Annotated in this window: 17 protein-coding genes; 5 read left to right on the top strand and 12 right to left on the bottom strand. The window is 58.4% G+C overall.

Annotation, left to right across the window (positions count from 1 at the left end; translation table 11 throughout):
- Window positions 1-17 precede the first annotated feature (17 nt).
- Complete coding sequence (locus tag PSR62_RS24395; protein WP_274405563.1) at window positions 18-2,381, bottom strand: ATP-dependent helicase; 2,364 nt, start codon at window positions 2,379-2,381, stop codon at window positions 18-20.
- Window positions 2,382-2,501: 120 nt separating this feature from the next.
- Complete coding sequence (locus tag PSR62_RS24390) at window positions 2,502-4,244, bottom strand: hypothetical protein (RefSeq protein WP_274405562.1); 1,743 nt, start codon at window positions 4,242-4,244, stop codon at window positions 2,502-2,504.
- A 671-nt stretch (window positions 4,245-4,915) separates the two neighbouring features.
- Here PSR62_RS24390 and PSR62_RS24385 point away from each other — a divergent pair.
- Together PSR62_RS24385 and PSR62_RS24380 are read left to right on the top strand one after the other, a co-directional pair.
- Complete coding sequence (locus PSR62_RS24385; RefSeq protein WP_274405561.1) at window positions 4,916-5,611, top strand: RNA polymerase sigma factor; 696 nt, start codon at window positions 4,916-4,918, stop codon at window positions 5,609-5,611.
- A gap of 291 nt (window positions 5,612-5,902) precedes the next feature.
- Complete coding sequence (locus PSR62_RS24380; protein ID WP_274405560.1) at window positions 5,903-7,105, top strand: hypothetical protein; 1,203 nt, start codon at window positions 5,903-5,905, stop codon at window positions 7,103-7,105.
- Between the two features lie 14 nt (window positions 7,106-7,119).
- On the opposite strand, the gene rsmA is transcribed toward PSR62_RS24380, so the two are convergent.
- Window positions 7,120-8,106, bottom strand: a complete 987-nt coding sequence (rsmA, locus tag PSR62_RS24375; protein WP_274405558.1) for a 16S rRNA (adenine(1518)-N(6)/adenine(1519)-N(6))-dimethyltransferase RsmA — start codon at window positions 8,104-8,106, stop codon at window positions 7,120-7,122.
- On the bottom strand, window positions 8,103-8,777 hold the full coding sequence (locus tag PSR62_RS24370) for a riboflavin synthase (protein WP_274405557.1): 675 nt from the start codon (window positions 8,775-8,777) through the stop codon (window positions 8,103-8,105). The genes rsmA and PSR62_RS24370 overlap by 4 nt, the downstream gene beginning before the upstream one ends.
- Window positions 8,778-8,986: 209 nt before the next feature.
- On the opposite strand from PSR62_RS24370, the gene eno reads away from it, so the two are divergent.
- The gene (gene eno, locus PSR62_RS24365) at window positions 8,987-10,273 is read left to right on the top strand and encodes a phosphopyruvate hydratase (RefSeq protein WP_274405556.1); all 1,287 of its coding nucleotides are present in this window, start codon (window positions 8,987-8,989) and stop codon (window positions 10,271-10,273) included.
- A gap of 205 nt (window positions 10,274-10,478) precedes the next feature.
- Here eno and PSR62_RS24360 read toward each other — a convergent pair whose 3' ends face one another.
- Window positions 10,479-10,745 (bottom strand): Trm112 family protein, encoded by a 267-nt coding sequence (locus PSR62_RS24360; RefSeq protein ID WP_274405555.1) that lies wholly within the window; start codon window positions 10,743-10,745, stop codon window positions 10,479-10,481.
- A gap of 132 nt (window positions 10,746-10,877) precedes the next feature.
- Here PSR62_RS24360 and PSR62_RS24355 point away from each other — a divergent pair, with 132 nt between their 5' ends.
- The gene (locus PSR62_RS24355) at window positions 10,878-11,639 is read left to right on the top strand and encodes a hypothetical protein (protein WP_274405554.1); all 762 of its coding nucleotides are present in this window, start codon (window positions 10,878-10,880) and stop codon (window positions 11,637-11,639) included.
- Window positions 11,640-12,214: 575 nt separating this feature from the next.
- Here PSR62_RS24355 and PSR62_RS24350 read toward each other — a convergent pair.
- The 7 genes from PSR62_RS24350 to PSR62_RS24320 all read right to left on the bottom strand — a co-directional run bounded on the left by PSR62_RS24350 (window position 12,215) and on the right by PSR62_RS24320 (window position 21,711).
- Complete coding sequence (locus PSR62_RS24350; protein WP_274405553.1) at window positions 12,215-13,021, bottom strand: PEP-CTERM sorting domain-containing protein; 807 nt, start codon at window positions 13,019-13,021, stop codon at window positions 12,215-12,217.
- A 574-nt stretch (window positions 13,022-13,595) separates the two neighbouring features.
- Window positions 13,596-14,366 carry a rhomboid family intramembrane serine protease gene (locus PSR62_RS24345; protein ID WP_274405552.1) on the bottom strand — a complete coding sequence of 257 codons (771 nt, stop codon included), beginning with the start codon at window positions 14,364-14,366 and terminating at the stop codon, window positions 13,596-13,598.
- A gap of 6 nt (window positions 14,367-14,372) precedes the next feature.
- Window positions 14,373-14,942: a peptide chain release factor-like protein gene (locus PSR62_RS24340; RefSeq protein ID WP_338020254.1), complete on the bottom strand. Its 570-nt coding sequence runs from the start codon at window positions 14,940-14,942 to the stop codon at window positions 14,373-14,375.
- Window positions 14,943-15,044: 102 nt separating this feature from the next.
- Window positions 15,045-17,168: a peptidase M50 gene (locus tag PSR62_RS24335; protein ID WP_274405549.1), complete on the bottom strand. Its 2,124-nt coding sequence runs from the start codon at window positions 17,166-17,168 to the stop codon at window positions 15,045-15,047.
- Window positions 17,168-18,202, bottom strand: a complete 1,035-nt coding sequence (locus PSR62_RS24330; protein WP_274405548.1) for an HlyD family secretion protein — start codon at window positions 18,200-18,202, stop codon at window positions 17,168-17,170. Before PSR62_RS24330 ends, PSR62_RS24335 begins: the two co-directional genes overlap by 1 nt.
- 11 nt (window positions 18,203-18,213) lie before the next feature.
- Window positions 18,214-20,409 carry an HlyD family efflux transporter periplasmic adaptor subunit gene (locus PSR62_RS24325; protein WP_274405547.1) on the bottom strand — a complete coding sequence of 732 codons (2,196 nt, stop codon included), beginning with the start codon at window positions 20,407-20,409 and terminating at the stop codon, window positions 18,214-18,216.
- Between the two features lie 36 nt (window positions 20,410-20,445).
- Window positions 20,446-21,711: a peptidase MA family metallohydrolase gene (locus tag PSR62_RS24320; RefSeq protein ID WP_274405546.1), complete on the bottom strand. Its 1,266-nt coding sequence runs from the start codon at window positions 21,709-21,711 to the stop codon at window positions 20,446-20,448.
- A gap of 290 nt (window positions 21,712-22,001) precedes the next feature.
- Here PSR62_RS24320 and PSR62_RS24315 point away from each other — a divergent pair, with 290 nt between their 5' ends.
- A complete protein-coding gene (locus tag PSR62_RS24315) occupies window positions 22,002-22,463 on the top strand; it encodes a flagellar hook assembly protein FlgD (protein ID WP_274405545.1) in 462 nt (153 codons plus the stop codon).
- Window positions 22,464-22,515: the final 52 nt, after the last annotated feature.

Raw genomic sequence — 22,515 nt, 5'->3', positions numbered from 1 at the left:
TGGCCTGATGGGGTGAATCAGCGCTCCAGCAATTCGATCTTGGCAAATGCCAGACGAAAGGTTTCTTCGGTTTCTTCGAACTTGATTTTGGCGGTTCGTTTGGGGCCTTTGCCTGTCAGGGCGATGATCGTTCCCTCGCCATATTCGTTGTGGCGAACCGTGCTGCCTTCGCGGTACGCACCCAAGGGTGTTGCCCCGGATTGCAGTAGATCGCTGGCCGTTTTCAGTTCGGCTTGGATTGAAACCTTGGGCTTTTTCTTCTTGGTTGGCGGGGCGTCGTCGTGATACACGTCCGGGATCGCGGATTGATCTGTCATCGGGATGATGCGAGGTCCATCGGCGACTTCCGTTTGTCCCGCGGGGCCGGTGTCGGTGACCGCAGCGGGTTCTTGAACCAGGTCCCATGAGTCGGGGTATTCATCGTCGTAGGCGTCGTCAAAGAAGTTGCGGCTGCCTTTGACTTCGACCACCTGCATTTCATCGCGAGGCAGTTCGCCCAGGAACATGCTGGGGATCGCCGGTTGGTTTTCGCCCCGAAAACTTCGCAGCTTCGCATAGCTGATCTGCAGCCATTGTTCGGCTCGCGTCACGCCCACGAACAGCAGGCGACGTTCCTCTTCGAGTTGGGTCTCGTCTTCTTTGCTGCGGCGGTGCGGCAGCAGGTTGTCCTCGACTGCGATGATGAACACGCGAGGGAATTCCAGGCCTTTGGCGGCGTGCATGGTCATCAGGGTCACACGGTTGTTGGAATCTTCGAACGCGTCGGTGTCCGAGACCAATGCGACTTGTTCCAAGAACGCTTCCAGCGATCCGTCTTCCGGGTGCATCTGATCAAATTCAACGGCGGCGGAGATGAATTCGTCGACGTTGGCGATCGGGTTGTTGTCCTGTTGTTCTGGCGTTGTCCGTTCCAGGTAAGCAACGAATTTGATCTCTTCGATCAGGAACCGCAGCAGATCCTCCAGCGTCGCGGTGGCTTTGACGGACAGTCGATCGTAGAGACGGACGAACGACGTCACCAGCGTTTTGGCGCGTTTGGAGAGCGAATCAATTTCGTCGACTCGCCGAGTCGCTTCCAGCATCGGGATGCGGTGCTCATCGGCAAAGCGTTGGATTCGTTCGAGCGTCTTGGCACCGATGCCTCGCGTCGGTGTGTTGATCACGCGATGCAGAGCCACGTCGTGGCGAGGGTTGTTGATCAGGTGCAAATACGCCAGCAGATCCTTGATCTCTTTGCGTTGGTAGAACTCCAGCCCGTTGACGATCTGGTACGGGATGCCGCGATTTCGCAGGGCGTGTTCGATGGATCGCGTCAGTGCGTTCATCCGGCACATGATCGCAAAATCTCGCGGTTCGGCATTGCCCGCGATCATTTGGTTGGCGATTTCATCGGCGATCCCGTCGGCTTCTTTGTAACCGTCCTCGTACTGTCGCAGTGTGACCGCTTCACCGGTCGGGTTGTCGGTGAACAGTTTCTTCTGTTTGCGACGGCGGTTGTGCCGAATCAGTTGATCGGCGACACGCAGAATCTCCGGCGTGCTGCGGTAGTTTTGTTCCAAGCGAACCGTTTTGACGCTCGGATAATCCTTTTCAAAATCCAGGATGTTGTTGAGGTCGGCGCCACGCCAGCCATACACCGATTGGTCGGGGTCACCGGTGACGGCCAAGTTCGGATGATCCACGGACAGCGCGCGGACAATTGCGTACTGAGCCAAGTTCGTGTCTTGGTACTCGTCGACCATGATGTACTTGAGCTTCTCGTCCAGGTTCGATCGGACCTCGGGGTTTTCCCGCAGCAACCGAGCGAAGTGAAAGAGCAGGTCATCGAAGTCGACCGCGTTGGCGGTCAGCAATTGTTGTTGGTAAACCGGGTAGACCTTCGCTGCGACGGTGTCGCCGGCGCGGCCGGTTTGTTGAGCCATGATTTCGGGAGTGATCAGGCGGTTCTTGGCGTTGGAAATGGCCGAAGAAATTTGCTCGGGCGAGGTGTGGCTGGTCGACACACCGGCCGCCGTGATGGCCCGCTTCATCGCGGATTTCGAATCCGAAGAATCGTAGATCGAGTAGTTCTCGGCCAACCCCACCATCGGTGCGTAACGCCGAAGTTGCTGAGCGCAGAACCGGTGAAACGTGCCCATCCAAACGGGTTGGTCGGGGGCGAGCAGATTGACTCGCGATCGCATCTCATCGGCGGCTTTGTTGGTGAACGTCAACGCCGCGATCTGCCACGGACGGATTCCGCTTTGCAGCATGTGCGCAATGCGGTGGGTGACGACGCGAGTTTTACCGCTGCCGGGACCGGCGATGATGAGCAGAGGTCCGTCGATGTGCTGGACCGCTTCGGCTTGCGCGACGGTCAAATCTTTTGTGATGGCATCCATGACGCAAGATTAGCGTTCCCAGGGAAACTGGGCAACGCAAACAGGGGACCGACCCGATGGCCGATCCCCTGTGCGAGATTTTTTAGATGATGAATCGTCGGCGGTTGTCCGCCAATTCAATCACCACATGTATTCAAGACCGGCTGCGAAACCGTTCAGAGTCAGCGACGTTTCCGATGTGCTCGGTGCCGAGACACCGGCCCCGTTGGTTGCGAAATCGTCGATGAAGCTGTTGTCCAGTGGAGCCGCGTACACATCGTCGATGGTCAACAAGTGGTACGAGCCACGCAGCGACAACGAGTGTGAGAATCGGTAGACACCTGTGGCTTGGAAATCCAAGATGAAGGCACCGTCCTGGCCGCCGGATGAAAACGTGTTCAACCCACCAGGAGTCGTTCCGATCGACGCCGTTTGGCCGAAGTCGTTCTGAACCCAAGCTCCTTTGACTTCGGCACCCAACTGGATGCCAGGGCGAGCGTTCCACCAGAGGTCGACACCGGCCTGAGGACCAAAGTAGCGGTTCTCAAGGTCGAAGCTTTGCTGGAAGTCAGCAATTGTGCTGGACGTTTGCGAGCCATTGAAAGCATATTGGTTGTCGAACACCACGTGCCGGAGGCCGAGCAACCAAGAGCCTTGGAATCGTCCGTATGGGCCGACGGTGCGACGACGATAGTTGATTTCGTAGCTGTCGAATTCCGCTTGGTAACTGATCGATTGGAAGTTCGACAGGTTGGCGTATCCACCGACAGGGGTGGTGCCAAAACCGGAATAAATCGAAGTCAGGTTTCCGCCGGGGTCAGAGGCCGAGGCGGCACCACCCCATTCTTGACCGCCCATGAAGGTGAACTCGACGTTCGAGCCAGCACCGAAGATCAGAGCGAACGAGATGCGAGCACCGGCTTCCAGGTCATCGTCACCCAGGTCGCTTTGCGTCAGAACCGGATTGTCGGCAACGTTGGGCGTGCCGGTGGTTCCTGCATTGGTCAGCACGCGACCATCAGCGAAGCCATCGAGTTCCTGTGTCAGGAACAATCCTTCCACCGAAACGTCATACCAGCGTTGGGCTGATTTGCCCGCTTCCGAGTAAGGTCGCATGGCTTCTGCCAGACCAGCCAAACCGCCGCCGATGTGGGCAGCCAAGATGCCGAAGTCAGTGCTGCCGGGGCCGCACTCGTTGAGGCTGCCGAGCAGGCCGCCCTGGCCGAGTGCCCCGTTGGTCAGGCAGGAGCCCAATCCACCGCAAGCACCGCATCCGCCACCGCCGCAGGATCCACAGCAATCGCCCATCACGGCGGGCAACAGACCTTGGAAGTTGCTGCCGCATTGACCGCTGGTGCAACCGGAATTGCCGCAGCCGCAGTCCATCGTGTCACAGCCGGCGGCGTACCCGCCACCGAGGAAGCCACCGCCTTGATACCCGACGGGCATCACGCCAGCAGGTGCGTAGCCAGCTTGTGGGTAACCCGCAGGAGCGTAGCCAGCGGAGCCGAATCCGCCTGGCATCATCAGCGGAGCCGATGGCAAGGTGGTGGCAATGGATTGAGCGCCGGGCATGGAGCCCGGTGGCATCGACATGGCTGGCATGCCGTCGACCATCCCTGCTGGCTGAACGCCGGGCGGTAGCATGAAGCCACTCGCCTCGTAGTCCATGGCATCACCCGCAGTGGGTGGAGCTGCAGCGACTGGCGTGGCAACTGCGGCGGCGATCAAGCCTCCACAGACTAAGTCACGAAGCTTGCGAAGTTTCACCGACACGCTTTCGTTGAATGATTTCGTCATCCCATTGTCCTCAAGGGTCACACGCAGTCCGGTTCTTTGGTTGGGTCCGGGTTTGATTTGGGGATCGGGGGTCTGGGCCATCATGGGTTGCTCGTTTCGTTGCCTGACAATTCTTCGCATTGCAATCGTCTCCGCGGTCACAAAGACCCCAAAATCCCCCCGGGGGCCTCGCTCACGCGAGAACACCCAGCCATAAATGTCCTGTGGCTGTTGGATCGCTGAGATGCTCCAAAGGATGTTGCACCCGGCGACCCCGCCGTTGTGGACCGTTCCGCCGTGAACCGAGCCTGAACGCGTTTCCGGGGAAGCTTGCCGCCAAATTGGGGGCAACACCGCGAAAAGGGAGTTCAACCTCGAACGAACAAACCGTTCCAGGCGGAGTTATCGGCACAACTTCCAGCAAACATTCGGTAATTCCGGAACAATCGGACCAACCCGAGTGACCCGCCCAACGATTTCAAACGGTCTGGAACACGAATTGCCCCTAGGGAGACATGGATTCGCTCCCTGCCAACGAGGCAGGATGTGAATTCAACGCGAAGATGACTTTGACATTTCCTGCGAAACCGCGATAATACGCATGTCGTCGAGGTTTCCATTGATTGCCTGTAAGGGCTGTTGAAGCCACTTTGCGGATCCTTCCTTTCAACGCTCGTCTCTGTGAATGTGCGTTCGTTTTGGCGGTTCATCCCCTGACGAGACGCATTTGTAAGTAGACTGAGTGCTACTCATAACTCCTTTGTGATCGATCCCCTATGAACTTTTCAACTTCCGCAGCGGTCGCTGATTCGAAAGTGGATTCGGGAACCGTTTTCACCAGCGAACCCGTGGCTGAGCAAACCGACGAGCAATTGGTGGCGAAATATCGCACCAGCGGTCGTCGCGAGATCTACGAAACCTTGATGCGGCGTTATGAACGCGAGATCTACGCGTATCTGCGTCGGTACATCGGCAACGCCGAAATGGCGGAAGACGCTTTTCAAGGCACCTTTTTGCAGGTTCACCTGAAGTGCAATCAGTTTGACCTGACCCGTCGTTTCCGACCTTGGCTGTACGCGATCGCAACCAATCAAGCGATTGATGTGCAGCGTCGCAACAAGCGTCACCGGATGGTCAGTTTGGATCGTCCTGCCAGCGGTCAAGACGATGACCGTGGCGGCAGTTGGTCCGAAAAGCTGGAAGGTGCTATCACGGATCCGTTGGCCGCAGCGTCCAAAGAAGAAAATGGTCGCTGGGTGCATGACGCAGTCGAATCGCTCGGCGAACCGATGCAACAGGTGGTTGAATTGGTGTATTACCAGGGCCTGAAATACCGCGAAGCAGCGGAAATCCTGGGGATCCCAGTTGGAACCGTGAAGAGTCGTTTGCACGCCGCAGTCAATCGTTTGAGCGGCTTGTGGGACGACAGCCACGACGGCGAGCAGGATGCCAACGAACAATCAGGGATCTGATCGGCAGGGCGTGATTGAGCCAGCCTGTGGGCTGACATGATGGACGAGAGCGACGCTTCGGTGTCGCTTTTTTTCTGCCCCGACCTGCGTGCCCGGACGAACCAGGGGAACGCCCCGTTCGTCTGACTGAATGCGGCGGACATCCGCTGGGAATCACGGCTTGAAAGCCGCGACAGGCCTGACCGACCAGGCTGAACTGCCGCGCTTCGAACACTCGCCCAGGTTCAGGCGTAACACTCTTTGTCGGGACCTTTTTTGTGCTCGTTTTCCGCTTACGCAACGTCCTTTGTGATGCAAGAAGATCTTCTCGGATATCTGCTTGGTGCGCTTGAGGCGGACGAAATGCAGCGGGTCGAAAAGCTGCTGCGGGAAAGCCCCGAGGCCAGAGAAATGCTGGCCGATTTGGAACGCAAACTGGGGCCGCTTCACGACGATTGTGAGATCGTCGAGCCACCGTCGACGGACTTGGTCGCTCGAACGCTGGATGCTTTGCCGCCCCTCCCGCCAATGCCGGGGATGGAATCTGGACCGGCCGACGTGTCGCCAGGTTCTCAAGTGTCCGCCCCGCAGATACCAAAAATGTCTCCGGTTCTGGAGGGCTCGGACGCGGTCTCGTGGACTTGGCGTGATTGGGTGGGTTCGTTCACGGCAGCCTGCATCTTGTTGGCGATCGCGCTGCCATCGATGGTGGAAGGCCGCTTCATGGCTCGCAAGCAAGCATGCCAGGACAACTTGCGACACCTGGGCATGGCGATGACGCAGTACGTCACCCGCAATGCCGAAGCACGTTTGCCATCGGTTGATTCGAATGGTTACCAGGCCTTCGCTGGGGTCTACGCCCCGCGGCTTCATGCGGCGGGATTGATGATGGATCCGCGGTCGACTCATTGCCCGTCAATCCGCTCCTCGGACTTTTGGATCGCGGGTGGCTTGCGTTCGTCCGAGCAAGAGTTCGTTTCCCAGGAAGTTGGCGAAGAGCCCACCCTGGTAACGCTTCGGATGCTGGACGATGCGGCGGATGAACTGAGCCGTTTCGCGGTGTCAGGTGCGACGACGTTGGAAGAACAGGTCGCGTGGCAACGTGCGATCGCTCGATTGCAGTGGTTGCAGCAAACCGCCGGTGGCCACTATGCCTACACGCTTGGGGTTCGGGATGGTGAGGAGTTCGCTTCACCACGATTCCAGGGACGGTCCTCGTTCGCCGTGATGAGTGATGCCGCGGTCATGAAGGTCGTCGATCGTGTGGTCGATGACGAAGGCTGGCCCCGTCTTGCTTCAACATCACAGGATGGGGTGATCAGTCATGGGGGACGTGGCATCAACGTCTTGTACGAAGACGGCCGGGTTCGCTTCATCCCGCGAGAATCATTGAGTCAGTTGGTCGACCATCCGCTCGTCAATCATGACGGTCGCCCGGAAGCGGGCGTGAACATCGACGACGCATCGCTCGCCCCCAGTTGGCAAGCTCCCTTCGTCCACGCCCGGCAACGCTGAACGGTTGACCGTTCCTAAGTCGATTCATTGGCTAATTCTGCTTGCCGGAGAGCCTCCACCAATTCAGAGATCTGTTCCAGGTTCAGCTCTTCAGCGCGAGCGGTTTCGCCATGCTTCAGGCGACCAAGGATCTCGTCGATGGCCGGTTTTTCAAGGCGACCTTTCATGGCGCTGATCACAACGCTTCGCAAAAATTTGCGACGGTGAAAGAACAACGCCCGGACGGTTTGGTGAAAGTACTTCAAATCCGGAATCGCGTTGCGGCGTTCGTGATCCACGTCGAGTCGCACGATCGCTGAGTCCACTTTGGGACGCGGCCAAAAGACGGTGGGGGGAAGGATGCGAACGATCTCGGCGTGGCACGTGGCTTGGATCCAAATGCTGAGCGCACCGTAGTCCTTGGATCCTGGGCCAGCGACCATCCGTTCGCCCAGCTCCTTTTGGATCGTGACCACGATCCGATCTGGTGGTGGGTCTTGGTGCAGCAGATTGCTGACGATCGGTGTCGCGACGTTGTAGGGCAAGTTCGCCACCAACATGAATTTGCTGTCTTCGGGCAGACGTGACTTGGCTTCGCGAATCGATTCCATGATGTCATCCCGGAACGTGCTTTTGTTCTTGAGCGCGTCGCCTTGGATCATCTTCACGTGCGGGAACGGAGCAAGTTCCTCGGACGCAAGCTGGAACAGGTTTTGGTCGATTTCAACGGTCAAGATCGCGCCGGCCTGAGTTGCCATGATCGAGGTCAGCGATCCGACGCCCGTGCCAATTTCCAGCACAATGTCGTGAGGTCCGATCTTGGCCGATCGAGCGATCAGTTCAACCAAGTTCAAGTCGATCAAAAAGTTCTGGCCGTACTTGGACACCGGGCGCAACCCGGCGGCGGTCAGACGCTTGGACAGATACGTCGCTGTTTGGCGTGAACCGCGAGACGCGTTGCCCGAGCGCGCCGGAGGTTGGGGTGGTGCGCCGGGAGGATTGGAATCGAATTCGTCGCTCATGATTGTGGGCTCCAGGGTGTGTTGGGGGGGGACGCGACTGTGCCGGCGTTGGGTTGGTCGTTGGCGTTTCCGAACTGCAATGTTCGTTGCACGTACTTGGCCAACAAGTCGGTTTCTAAATTGATGCGGTCTCCGACTTGGCGACCTCCCAAGGTGGTGACATCCAACGTGTGAGGGATCAGGGCGACCGTGAAGTGGTCGTCTCCCACATCGACGACTGTCAAACTGATGCCGTCGATCGCGATGCTGCCTTTCGAAACGATCTGTTGTGCGTACGGAGGCGGGACGGAGAACTTCAGATTGGCCCACGGTGGGTCGTCGACTCGTTCGATCAATTGGCCGACGCAGTCGATGTGGCCGGTGACGTAGTGGCCGCCCATCCGATCACCCACGGCCAGCGACCGTTCCAGGTTGACCTTGGACCCGGCCGTTAGCTCGCCCAGGTTGGTTCGGCAGAGGGTTTCTTCACCGGCTTCGAAGGTCAAGTCGTTGCCGTCGATCTCGATGACGGTCAGGCAGCAACCGTTGATCGCGATGCTGTCGCCCAGCTTCACATCCTGAGCCGGATCTTCGTCTCGGAAGGAGGGGGCGGCGATCACCAAGCGTCTGCCGGGTGGTTGTTCCACGACGGCAGAAAGTTGACCCACGGATTCGACAAGACCGGTGAACATGACAGCGAAATGAGGTGCAGGAGGCAGATGGCGGAAAAAACGACTCGAAACCTGGCGGCAACCCAGGAAATCGGTGCCGGGTGGTCAGTTTCCAGGGCATTGGACAGAATACCGCCCGATCGGACAACGTCCGCCTTTTCCAATTCAAATTTTGCGGCCCTCTTCTGAGCCGGATTCCGTTCCCCCCCCCTCAATCCCATAGTGAACCCATGACACTGATCGAATCGATTCACGCTCGGCAAATCTTGGACAGCCGCGGCAACCCAACCGTCGAATGCGAAGTCACGTTGATGGACGGTGCCGCCGGTCGCGCCGCCGTGCCCAGCGGAGCCAGCACCGGGATGCACGAAGCCTGGGAACTGCGAGACGGCGACAAGTCCGTCTTCATGGGCAAAGGCGTCACGACCGCTGTCAAAAACGTCAACACGAAAATCGCCGATGCCTTGGAAGGCATGGACGCAACCGACCAAGCTGCGGTTGACCAAGCGATGATCGAACTGGATGGCACGCCCAACAAAAAAGAACTCGGTGCCAACGCGATCCTCGGCGTTTCGCTGGCCGTCGCTCACGCTGCTGCGGCTTCGACCAACCAGCCTTTGTTCCGCTACCTCGGTGGTGCTGGTGCTCGGATGTTGCCCGCCCCGATGATGAACATCATCAACGGTGGTGAGCACGCCGACAACGGCGTCGACATCCAAGAGTTCATGGTCATGCCATTGGGCTTCGAACGCTTCAGCGATGCACTGCGTTGCGGAACCGAAATCTTCCACAACCTGAAAAAGGTTTTGTCGGACAAGGGGTACAGCACCGCGGTTGGCGACGAAGGCGGGTTTGCACCCGACCTGAAGAGCAACCAAGAAGCTCTCGATGTGATCATGACCGCGATCGACAAAGCGGGCTACAAAGCTGGCGAACAAGTCTGGATCGCTTTGGACTCGGCATCGACCGAGTTCTACGACAAGGCGTCCGGCAAGTACTCGCTGGACAGCAACCAAATGTCGGGCGATGAAATGGTCGATTTCTTGGCCGGCTGGTGTGACAAGTATCCCATCTGCAGCATCGAAGACGGATGCGACGAAGACGATTGGGAAACCTGGAAGAAACTGACGACCAAGATCGGTGACAAGGTCCAATTGGTCGGCGATGACTTGTTCGTCACCAACGTCGAGCGTCTGCAACGCGGCATCGACGAAGGGATCGCCAACAGCATCCTGATCAAGGTCAACCAAATCGGAACGATGACTGAAACGATCGACGCGATCCAACTCGCTCATCGCAACGGTTACACCTCGATCAGCAGCCACCGCAGTGGTGAAACCGAAGATTCCACCATCGCTGACTTGGCCGTTGCCATGTCGACCGGTCAAATCAAAACCGGATCGGCCAGCCGCAGCGACCGCATGGCCAAGTACAACCAATTGCTCCGCATCGAAGAATTGCTGGGCGACGCGGCTCAGTACGGTGGGCCTTTGTTCGCCAAGCGAATCACTGGCTGATCGCCGAATTCACGATGGACTGATTCAGCGAGCGGAGCCCCAGTGGCTCCGCTTTTTTTTTGAATGGACCGAGGCTGCGAGCCGTCGGTCCAAGGGAGGGCATCCTGTCCACTCGCTGTTGAGCTTTCGGCGGTTGGCACTGATTCGCCGCCGAGTTGCAGCCAGTCTCAGCCCTCAGGTTCCGACTGGGTTGCGGTTCAGGCAATCAGTCCCGCTCGGCAATCCCAGCCAATCCGATCGCTTCGTCCACGATCAGTGTCGGGATCCCGCCACGGATGGGGTACAGCCGATCGGCTTGGGAATTGACCAGCCCACCTTCGATGGGATCGGTCACACGCTCGTCCAATTGATCACGCGCGGTGCCTTCGGCGATCGCTTGGTTGACCCTCTGAATGAGGGGCTCGTCGGCCAAGAGGAGCTGACCGCCGTCTGCTGGGCAGCGCAAGATAGGCAAGATATCCGGGGTGATCATAGAGGGCTTCTCAGGGATTCAAAAGTTTGACTTCAAACGCGGTGAGCGTGCCACCGAATTCTAACCACGGCAAACTACTTTTCTTGGGGCGGCCTTGCCATGCCCGATCCCACCTGCAGACGAAGGATTGTCATGCGGAAATCCAATCGGACGAACCAGATCATTGTTGGCGTGTTGGTTGCGGGGGCAGCGCTGTCCCTGGCAACGGAGGTCTCCGCTCAGGACGGCGGCGAATTGCACGCTGACCCGGCGACCGGGATTGTGTACCGGAAGCAAATTCGGCAGATCCAGCGGCCTGTCAGCGAAGTTCAGATGAAGACTCGCCAGCAAACGGTTTACACGCCCAAAGCTGTCACCGAGACCAAGCCGGTCGCTCGCACTTCTTACGTGCCCGTGACCACGATGATGTTGCGCCCGCATTTGGAAGGCCGTTGGAACCCCTTCCGCCAACCGACCGTGGCCTACCGGCACGTGCCAGAAACCCGCTGGGAAGCTCGCTCGGAAGTCTTTCACCAGACGGAAACTCGGGTGAAGTGGGAACCGGAGACCAAGCTGGTTCAAATTCCGGAGCGAACGCTGCGGATGCAGAACGATCAAGTCGTCCAGTACGAGCCCGTCGGTCAGTTGGCAACCCAAGCCCAGTCGTTGGCAGCCAACTCCAACATCCGTCCGGAGATCGCATCGCGTCTGCGTCCGATCGACGCCAACGCACCGATTCAGCCGATCACGACCGGGGCCGATCAAGCCGCCGCCGCGTCGCTGGCAACCCGAGAGCGACCACGTTCTTCCTTGCAATCAGGCATGCGGGCCACGGAACTCGCTCCGTCCAACCCCACGATCTACGGCCCACCCACCGCCGTCGCCGGCCTCCCCGTCATCAGCCTCTGGCGGTGATGTGAGTCTGTGAACTGATGCCTACTAAGCAGGTCGGCAGGAATGATCAGGCGTAACCATGTGAGCCGTTTGGGCGTTCGCTTGGACTGCGAAACGTTTGCGAATGACGCTCTGATAGCGGACGCCATTTTTCTTCCGGCGTTTGTCCATCTTCATCCCGGTAGGGATATCAGAGGGTAGCCGGGGGTTGCTGCGTGGCAGCGTACCCCCGGAAAACGAACCCCGAAAAAACACTCTCCATCCCGCCGTGGCCATCGGCCACGGCGGGATGGAGAGTGGCGACGTGGGGTTTCCATGTCCGTCGGTGGCGCTATCGCTTACCGACGGCTACCCTCTGACATCCCTACCGGGATGAAAACTTGCGCAATCACAGTGCGTCAGATCACCAAACCTTTTGCTGACCAGCGTTTGCCTAGGTTGCACGTAGGAGCAACGACGCTTCCCGAAACAGTTCCAATACCGAAAGACTCCTGCCGACCTGCTTAGAGATTCATCGAAACGGCCCAGGGAAGCGTTTGGCTCGATCGTTCGAACGAATTTGGTGCACAGACAACGAATGAGACACTTGTAGTAAACTATCGCAAAGAGTGGTCGCGACTGATGGTCCGTCCACGACGACGGACCAATGTTATGAACGTGCTGCCAATCGCCAGTAACGCGAAACTCGATGGCTCGGGAACAGCTGAAGCGGTAGTCGTGAACTGCGCCGTGATATCGTCGAGTTGAAAAGATCTGGTCGTCGAATCAGTGATGGCAGTCAGAGTAAAACTTGGTAGCGGGGATCCCAGGTTCAGTTGCGTCAAATCGAAAACGTCAGACGCGCCAAAACCTGTTTGATCGGGTACGACCAAGCCTCCAGGTGTAAAATTTGCCTCTTCGTATGTCGATGAGTCTGCATCCCCACGAGTGTCTGTAAAGGAATTGAAATCAAGAAGGGTGAATCCATCGAAAATTGCGGTCCCACCGACTTCATTGCTAATCGACATTGCAAAAGTCAGAGCCTCGCCATCGCTGAGGGTAGTTCCATTGACGCCTAAACCATTGGAACTGTTCTGAACATATGAACCATTACCTGTGACAGTGATGGTTGCATCGAAAGACACGCCATCTGAGCCAAATAGCGTTCTAGAGTAAGTTAGCGAATTCACCGAATTATCGTCTAAGTCGACGACTGTATCATCGAGCTCAAATAGGTCTGTTACTACACCGGCACTTCCCTTCTGCGTGAAAGTCGCGAAGACGGCAAGGATTGCCAAGAGAGGAAGGAATTGCATTGAGCTGCTCCGAGTGGGATTTCGCTCGAAGCCAGCCACTTTCCGAAGGTTTGTTGCCATCGCTCCGTAGGCATCCGGGGTAATGCCAAAAGAGGCGAATGCGGCCATCAAGAAAGTTCTCATTTTAAAGTGCCTCAGTCTGCAGGTTCAACAAGTAAATAGCTTCTTTGTGCACTGTCGGTTGCTTCTGCTCTGGTGGCAACAAGCAAACAACCTCAGGGTCTCTAACTTAACATGAAGCTAACAACATGACACGAACACACGCCTATCCTGTGGTGCAGTTCAACTCTTTGAGATGCCAGCCACTTTCCGAAGAGCTCGAGTGCTCGTAAGGTGCCAGCCACTTTTTGAACTGGATCGTTGTGAGGCGTTGGCTTGGTGGTGGACGGTTTCCGCTGTTTGGAGGGCCATTCGCGGGCGAGATTGGCTGCTTGGAGGCTCCCTGCTCACGATTGCGGTTGAGTGAGCGCATCCGAGTCGAACAGTTGTCCCCAACTGTTCCGTCGCCTCCCGCACCACGGTGAAGGCCTGCGATTGCTTCGGTCTGACTCAACCCAAGCAGACAGCGGCTTGGACTTCAGTTTGCAAGGAGCCGCGTTCCAGTGCCCTGCGTCAGCCTCCCTGCGTTTCGATGCACCTGCGATTCGATGCACCTGCGTTTCGGCGAGCAGCTGCAGCCAACTCAGAACCGTCTTTCTTGGACGGCTTCATGGCCCAGCGGCGAACGGCCGATCAGCAATGCGGCAACGGCTCCGGCGATGAACCCGCCCGCGTGAGCCCACCAAGCGACTCCTCCCGCTTCGCCCCCGGTGAGCGACCCCAGACTGTTGACGAGCTGGATCACAAACCAGATCCCCAGGAAGACGGGACCGGGCAAGACAAAGGTCGGGAACACAAACATCAACGGCAACACCGCCACCACGCGAGCATGCGGGTACAGAAACGCATACGCTCCCATCACACCCGCGATCGCGCCGCTGGCCCCCAGCGTCGGCACGGGACTGCCTGGGTCGCTGAGCAAGTGCGCGAGACCGGCGAACACACCGGTCCCGAGATACAGCAGCACATATCCCAAGTGCCCCAAGCGGTCCTCGACATTGTCACCGAAAATATACAAGAACCACATGTTGCCCAGGAAATGCATCCACCCACCATGCAGAAACATGCAGGTGATCAACGTCGCCCACACCGGCACCGCTGCCGGACCAATTTCCTGCCGCACTTCCATGACTTCGATACCGCGAGGCGTTTGGACCGCGACGCGTTGCTGCATGACCGGCGTGGTGTCCGGATCCGTGATTCGCAAGGGGACCATTGCAAATCCGCTGATGATCGCTTCGCTCTTGTCCGAGGACACTTGCTGAATGAAGAACGCAAATGCGCACAAGGCAATGACCAAGTAATTGACCACCGGTGTGGTCCGACTGGGGATGTCATCACGAATCGGAATCATAGGGGGTCACCGCAGAGGTGGTCTTGTGTGATGGTGTCGAATCTGATTGACCAATCGAAACGCCGGGGCCTGCGATCGAACCAGGTTCACCAGTTTGCTGGTCGATGTCTTCCAGTGCGGTGCCACCAAACTTGGCTGCCCGCCGGCATACCAAAGATCGTTGAGCACCAATGTCAACACACCGGGTTTCGCCACGTTCTCGTCGTTCATTTTCATGGGGGAACCGCGATAGCGTGCTCGCAAATCCAACTCCGCTTGGGAGAGCCTGATTTCATTCGGGGCAACAACCGGTCCCAGTGGGGAACTTGATCGCAACGTGATCGCGAGCAGAAACCGCAGGCGCGTCAGTGCCGTCGCTCGGTTGCGAGCCTGTTGTCGCTGCTCGGTCGCCTCCGCCGTGATGGTGCCAATCTCGGGGATTCCCGAATCAAATGTCAGGAAGGCTCCCGACGCCGTTCGATTTCGATGCTGTCCACCTGGGCCGCTGCGAGATTGTGTGCGCAACTGACACCGTTTCTCGATCTCTTCGACTGGCCAGAGACACGGGTGCGTGCCCACCGACATCGGAAGCGTCATCCGCTGCTCGGGCGACGGCCACGAAGGTGCACTCTCCGGTGGGGGCGTGGAAGAATCCGACACGGTTGAAACAAGCAAAAGGAGAGGATCTGGACAGAGGGTTCAGATGCCCATCAACCGTTCGATCGAATGCTTGGCATCTTTCCACAACGGTTTCGGTGGCAATTGAAGCACCGCTTCGCAACTGGCTCCGTCCCAGCGTAGCAACCCGTCGAGGTCCCGATCAGTGGTCGAGGTGGGACCCGCCAATTCAGGGTCTTGCTGGCGGACCATGCTCTCAATCGAAAAATCACACACCGCCTCGTAAGCCAGTTCCTCCTCCGGTTTGGTCGCGGCGACTTGTTCGCCGACCAACTCCATTGGCGAGACATCACGCACCTGGGTCCGGATCTTCCGACCTGGCAGTGAGGGCAGTGTCACACTCACCGGCACGCCCTCGGCGATCCGATTGCGGTCCGAGGCGTTGATCTTCACGACCACTTCCAACCGAGCATCGGAGGCGACTCGGCACCAGGCAACGCGATCTTCGGTTGTTTCACCCACCGTCGGTCGCAATGTGAACGGATCGTCCATCCGCCAATCACGATGGTTCTTGAGCGTCGCTGCCGATGCCGGCAGCACCACTCCCGCTTGCGGGCTGACCAAACGCAGTGAGTCGATTCGGTTCTGCAGGAGGGATTGATTGGAAGCCAACGAATCCGACGCCGCCTCCAACGCTTGCCAATCTCTCGTCGAGCTGCCCGTCCGCAGCGAAGCCAAACGCGTCGCATGCACCCTTTCGCGAATGACGGATTGTTTGCCTCGGTTCGCTTCGAACTTCAGTTGCAAGCTGGGATCAGCGATCTCGGCCAACTTCTGACCTGCGACCACCCGGTCGCCCACGCGAACGTCGACCGCTTGGATGACGCCGCCTCGAGGCAAATAGACCAATGCCGCATCCCGAACGCGAATGACACCCGTGACGTGACGGTATCTGGGAATGGGGACGATCAGAATCAGGCTGGCAGCGAGGCAACCGCAGACTGCCAATCCAACGCGTCGTCCACCGGGAACTCCCCTCCACGCACCGCTTCCCTGAATCATGCGAACAAGGTTTCGCATGCTGGTGAAGGCCAAACGAACAACGGCAAGAGCGACAACAACCATCGCGATGCGCCACAATCCCCATCCAGCGGCCCACTGCAAAACAAACGTGGCAATCGCAATGCTGATGGAGATTCGGTAGAGCTTCGAGAACAAGTGATAGACCGCCATCGACCAAACTCGTTTGCCCAAACGATGCCAACGAGAAAGTGGTGAAACGAGAAACAATCGCAGCCCACGTCGCGCTTCCTCTCGCAGATTTGCGGTGTCGAGCAAATCACTCAGAATGAAATACCCGTCGTATCGCATCAGCGGATTGGCGTTGAACAAAACGGTGCTGATCCCACAAACCAGGACCACATTCATCGCGGTCATTCGCACCTCGTGCGACGGGGCCAACCACCAAACCCACAACGCCACCATGGCAATGATCCACTCAACCCAAATCCCCGCGGCCATCACCGCACCGCGTCGAGCGGCGTTGGGTTGTCGCCAAACGTCGGTGACGTCAACGTACGGGCAAGGCATGAAGCACAGCCACCAAATGCCGACCACACCGCAGCGAGATCCAAAGCGTCGACAGAGGACGGCATGCCCGAGTTCATGAGCCGTCTTGGTCAGCACAAACGTGGCGGCAATGGTCAGCGGTTGCAACGACATGAGATAGCTTTGCAGGGAAGGCACGGAGCCCGCCCAGTGTTGCCAACGCACCATCCAAAACAGCAACGACACCAATCCGGCGACGCTGAACAGGACAACGGCCAATGGTGAGAAGACCAATCCGCTGAGGGGGACCAAACGACGAGCCACCGGATCGATCGACGCCAGCGGAATGCGAAAGGACAGGGGCGACTGCAGCCATCGCGATCGACTGTTGGGGGCGTCCGCACTGGTGCGTTTGAGCCAGCCCGCCGCTTTGGCTTGCGGCCAGAAGGTCGCATCCGTGGGCGCCGAAGCACCAGGGACATCCGAGTCAGAACCCTGAAGCGATTGCCAAATGCGTTTGGTCGTGCGCGCGAAGCGTCCGCCGATTTCATCGACAATCACCAGCCCACGGCCATCCGGCAACGGCAAGGCATGCAAGTCCTGACGCAGGGCCGATGCTTCTCGGTTGGAGTTCACGGCAGGGCCCAAACCGCTCATCACCGCAGATTCCCACGAAACGAATCGGAGTTGTCGCGGTCCATTCGCCACGCCATTTCGTCTCGTGAACGATAGATGCGAAGGGTCACCTGGGCACCTGGCAACAATTGCCAATGTTGGTCGACGCTGTGCCCTGAACCGGGAACGATGGCGGTCCGCGGCGGCACCGAACCATCATGGGTTTGCCGGCGGTTCTGAACTTCGGCGTGCAAGCGGAAACGATTGCCGGGCAAGCGGGTTGGGTCCACCGATGTGATTTTACCCGCCAGCATTTTCGCCGTCCCATCGGCTTCGCTTCCCCAATGGACGCTGACATCCAAACCAACGCAGGTCGCAGGTGAAAGCTCATCCGCGTCCACGAGGGCGTGTAGCGTCAGCTGTCCCGCGGAGGCAACCGTGACCCAAGGTTGGCCTTTGGCGATCCATTCGCCCGGTTCCCGGTGCACCGTCAGAACGACCCCTTCGATCGGGCTGACGCAATCCAGTTGAGCCAACTCTTCGTCGATCAATGCCAAGTCAGCGGCAGCCAACTGCGTGTCGATTTCAGCTTGGCGAATTTGTTTCTTCGTGCGAGCCACCTCCAAGCGGGCGCGTTCGACCGCCAATCGCATCCTCCGCAATTGATTCGAGGAAACCGCGCCGGTGAATTTTTGCTCGGTCGCGTTGCTGGCGTCGAGTTCGGCTTCGGCTTCAGCAAGCGATGTTTCCGCGAATTGCATTTCGAGATCGTCACTCGTGATCAGCTTGGCTGACTCATATCGCAACGCTGCAGCTCGACGTCGGATGATCAGTGCCTGCGAGTCCAACCGTCCCAGCACTTCCTGACGGCGGACGAATTGATTGGGCCGCACGGCAGATTCCGCCACCGCGCCGCTCTGCAAGGCTGGCACATCGACCTGTTGGCGGAAGTCGACAACGACCTCACGAACCTCCACCACGTTGGTTTGCACGGGATCGCGGTCGACCGGATCAGCGGCATCGATTGAGGCGATTGCCCAGCCAAGGCTGACGATCAAACAGACCGTTGATTTCATGTGATTTCGCATCAGAAATACCCTCCCCATTGGACTTGGCACCAATGCACCACGTCCTGGACCAAGAACCATCCCACCGGCGTGCGTCCGCAATGCAGCGTCACCCGGGCGGGCATTTCAGCGAGTGGCTGATCACCGAGCGTCGGTGATTCTTCCAGCCCCAACCGCATCACGACCGAGGGTGTTCCATCCGTTGGGTCGGGCACAATCGGGCCGAACCGTTGGGCGGTCGCGGCAAGATTCATCTCACTGGACCAAGCCGTCCCCACTTCAGCGGTCAGCTTCTCGGATTGCCACGCCTTGTCGACCGTTTGCAGGCGAGTTTGAGGAACCCGAGCATCCACGACCCACGGTGTGTCTTCGGCGATCACGTTCAAGACCGGATCGCCGCGGCGCAGGGGGCGATTGGCCAAACGCTCTTGAAGTCGCCAGGCATCCACGCGTCCGTCGCGGAGAGCACGGAGGATCAACCGTGCTTTTGATTCGCGAATGATTTCGAGCTGTCGGTCGACCGACGCGATTTCTTCTTCCACTTCCCGTCCGTCATGGACCGAGTCCGGACGAGAATGGTCAGATGGACGGGACATCAGCGTCTGGTTGACCTGTTCCTGTTGCCGCAGCAACACGGCTTGGCGACCCAGCAGACTGGTTTCCTGTTCTTGCAGGTCGGTCGACGTGAGCGTTGCCAACAAGTCCCCACGCTGAACCCGTTGCCCGTGATCGACATGCAAGGTTTCCACCACCGCGTCACTGGCGGCGTGATAGGTGTCCAGTTCAACAGGCCGGATGACTCCCGTGACGGGCACCAAACTGGGCATCGGCAGGCAAACCAAAACGGCGATCGTGAGCGTTGCTGCCATCCAAGTCGCGGACTTGCGAATTCGAGAATGCACCACTCGCGTGCGTCGCGAAGTGGACCTCGTGTCGGATGCATGGGCTGAGGCAACGGAGCTGACCGCGTCCGGTTCCACGAACAATTTCGAAAACCATCGGCCACCGGGAAGTGATTCGATGCGTCGCGCGGCGGTCCAGGCCGAAGCTCCACCGACAAGCAACCGATTCAGCGTGCCCCAGTAGATGTCTTCCGACAAATGCTCGGCTTCGTCCGAGGTGAATCCCACAATCCGCCACTGCGAATCAGGATGCGCGGCAACGACCCAAGCGGGTTCCTGGGATGATTCAATGGCGTGGGGTGTTTGGTCGTGGTTGAATGGAGCGGTCGAGGAATCGTCCTCGTTCGGTTTGCCTTCGTTCGATTCCGCTTGGCAACTGGCAAACCAAATTCCGTGTTGAGGTTGAAGGTCAATCGCCGTCGCAGCGCGGATTGCTTTGGCGGCGCCACTGTGTTGATCGATGCGATGGACGTGACTGACCGCAACGATTCGTGGTTGAGACGAGTCGACTCGGCACAGGGCCACGCGTGGCAAACGCAATAACTCTGCGGCTGCATCCACCCAGGCCGCTTGGATCATTCCGGTCGAAGTCATCCGGTGCAGACGTTCCACAACAACATCGACTCGATCGGTTGCATCAAGCAATTGGCTGAGTGTTTTCAGCCGCAGCATCCGCAGGAATTCGCCGGCGAGATCTGACATCTGGGCCAGGAACCGAAGGCTGCCGCGTTGACTGGCTGCGGTCCCACCTTCATCCAAGAAGACCTCAATCAATCCTTCGGGCAAGGCGGAGGAAGGGTCGATCCGAATCGGCACGATCGCCGCGGGATAGGGCAGAGGATTGGCTGGCACATCGATTTGGTCCGCACCCGGCGTGGGGGGAACGACGACAGGAGCCCCTTCCGTTGCGACTTCCGCAAGCAAACACTGGTGAACTTGTTCGCCCTCATCCACCAGGGCAAGGTCGGTCACCCGGCCGAGACGATGTTCGGCAACGTAGCTCGTTTCCTTGGGATCCCCTGCGCTGGAACGGGTCCAAATCACAACGCCATGACCGGCCATCGCTCGCAAAACGCGATCGGCAAGAAACCGAAGGTAGTCCGCCCTTTTTCGCGGTTGATGCGTCGCCGCAGCGACCTCGCGAACGATCTGAGTGATCTCTTGCCGCGCTTGGTCCACCAACTGATGAGACGAAGTCACACCGGGGGCCGCGTAGGTCGATCCGCGCGCGGACGCCGATCTCCCCGACGAGTCAGATGAAACCGACCCGCTGGGTGCAAAGACAAACGGCTCGCTGGACGCGGTCGACGTCATCAATTTTCCAAGAGAACGATGTTTTCAACCGGCAGATCAACGCCAGCGGTTGCCACCAAAGGAACCACTGCTTTCGCCTTGCGGTGTCGAAACCGAATAGCGACCACTGGATTTGACCGAGGGTGGCATCCAACGTGACTTGGACGCATCCTCACTCAAGTTGTTTGGGCTTGCTTGTGCGATCGGTGCACTCGCTCCGGCTGGAATGGATTCCACCGGGGAACGATCTTCATCGCGATGGAGTTGGCGGACATACCAGGACGACGAACCATTCGACGCTGCCCGTGGGTTGCCTGCGGATGCCATTGAATTCGTGCTTTTCCAACCTGAATCCGAACGCCCTGGGTCACGTGGCATCGAATCCACTGCCGCCAGTGCGGTGGCGGGGGCGACTTGCGAACGGGCCGCTGAGTTGGCAGAATCGACGGGGCGGGTGGGCCCAGTCGCACTGACCAAAGCGATGTCGCTGGTCGAACCAGGCTGACTGCCGCGAGGAGTGAGTTTGGCGAATTGAGCCACCGGGCCGCTGCCGGATTCGACCCAGGCCAACCAGTATTCCTGCAGTTCAGCCAACGAATCGTAGCCGTAGTGTTTTTGCACGTTGTTGGTCCAGGACCCACGCTGCATGTACTCGCCCAAGAAATCGATGAACGTTTCGGGGCCCTGTTGCTCGATCAAAAATCGGCACACCGAGTAACCTTGGGCGTACATCGGCAACACATCGGAGGGATACTCGGTCAACAAGAACAACTGGTTCATCGCGATGCCGCGACGCGTCGACAGGAACTCTCGCAACTTGGCTTCGTGCTTGGCCTTTTCCGAGTCGTGCTCGACGGTGGTGCAAATGCCCTCGTCGGCCCAGCGTGGCAGGGGACGACCAAAGTGGGTCGCCAAGACGGTGTGGGTGACTTCGTGTGGCAGCACGCTGTCCAAGATTCGCTCGGGTGTTCCGACGACTTCCATTTGGAAATCGCGAACAGGAGCGGGGTTGTAGGTGGTCACGCCTTGGGCGGGCAGGTTGCCTGCGACAACTCGAACCGGGCAGGGAGTGGGCCAGGGGGCCAAGGGCTGGCCGGTCCAGTAGCTCGCCAGATCATGGCGATACTTTTCGGCGGCGTCCCCAACGGCTTGGGCCAACTGGGAGGTGGGGGCTTCGACGATGAAGTTGCGGGTTCGGTAGTTGGCCGCGTCGGCCGGCGCTGCCCAGCACGCCAACACAGCAAAACAGGCCCACACAGTTCCCCATCGCTTCTGGAAATCGAGACGTGCAGAGACGAACTGGCGGATGGTTTTGGCTTCCATGCCGAAGGACTCCGTTCCGGTGGCTGAGCGTCGAAGGGGCGGACCTCGAATCATTCTTGGTCGCGTTCGGGCGAGTTTAGGGGAAGCTGTCCGTTCGCCGATAGGTAGAAATGGGCGGGCTGCTGAGACGTCAGACTCTCACCATCTCGGGCCCCTGGGCCTGTGGGCCGCGAAGAAAATCCAGCCCGCCAAGAACTGGACTCGCGTCAGAATCCCCGAAATTGCTATGCAAACGCTCTCCGCCACGCTGATTTCGCGTGAACGGATCTTCCCATCTTGGAAACGCGAATATGTCTGCTGCTAGTCAAGTCACCAGCACCTCCGCCGCCGCGGGCTTTTCGTCCAGCGAAAAGTCTTCCCAAATCAGCGACAGTGCCAACGAGGGGTACAACTCGTTGGATGTGGACAGTTTTCTGCAACTGCTGATCAATGAGCTGCAGAACCAGGACCCTCTGGATCCGGTCGACAACGCCCAAATGGTCCAGCAGATCGCACAAATTCGTGAAATCGGGGCCACCGACGAACTGACCAACACCCTCAGCGATCTATCCAACAGCCAACAACTGGTGACCGCCAGCGGATTGATTGGACGCACCGTGACGGGGTTGGCGGACGATCAAACCAACACAACGGGTGAGGTCGACAAAATCACCGTCGAAACGAATGATGACAATCAGACACGTTCGGTCAAAGTTCACGTGGGTCAGAAGACGATGGCGATAGAGAATATTCGTCAAATTCAAACTGAGTAAAGTTTACCGGTTAGATCGGCCGATCAACAGGTTTGAGTTTGCGTTGTAAGAC

The organism is Rhodopirellula sp. P2 (assembly GCF_028768465.1).
In the GTDB taxonomy this organism is placed as follows: Bacteria; Planctomycetota; Planctomycetia; order Pirellulales; family Pirellulaceae; genus Rhodopirellula.
Note: the sequence above shows the minus strand (reverse complement) of the source record. Positions and strands in the feature narration are given on the sequence as shown.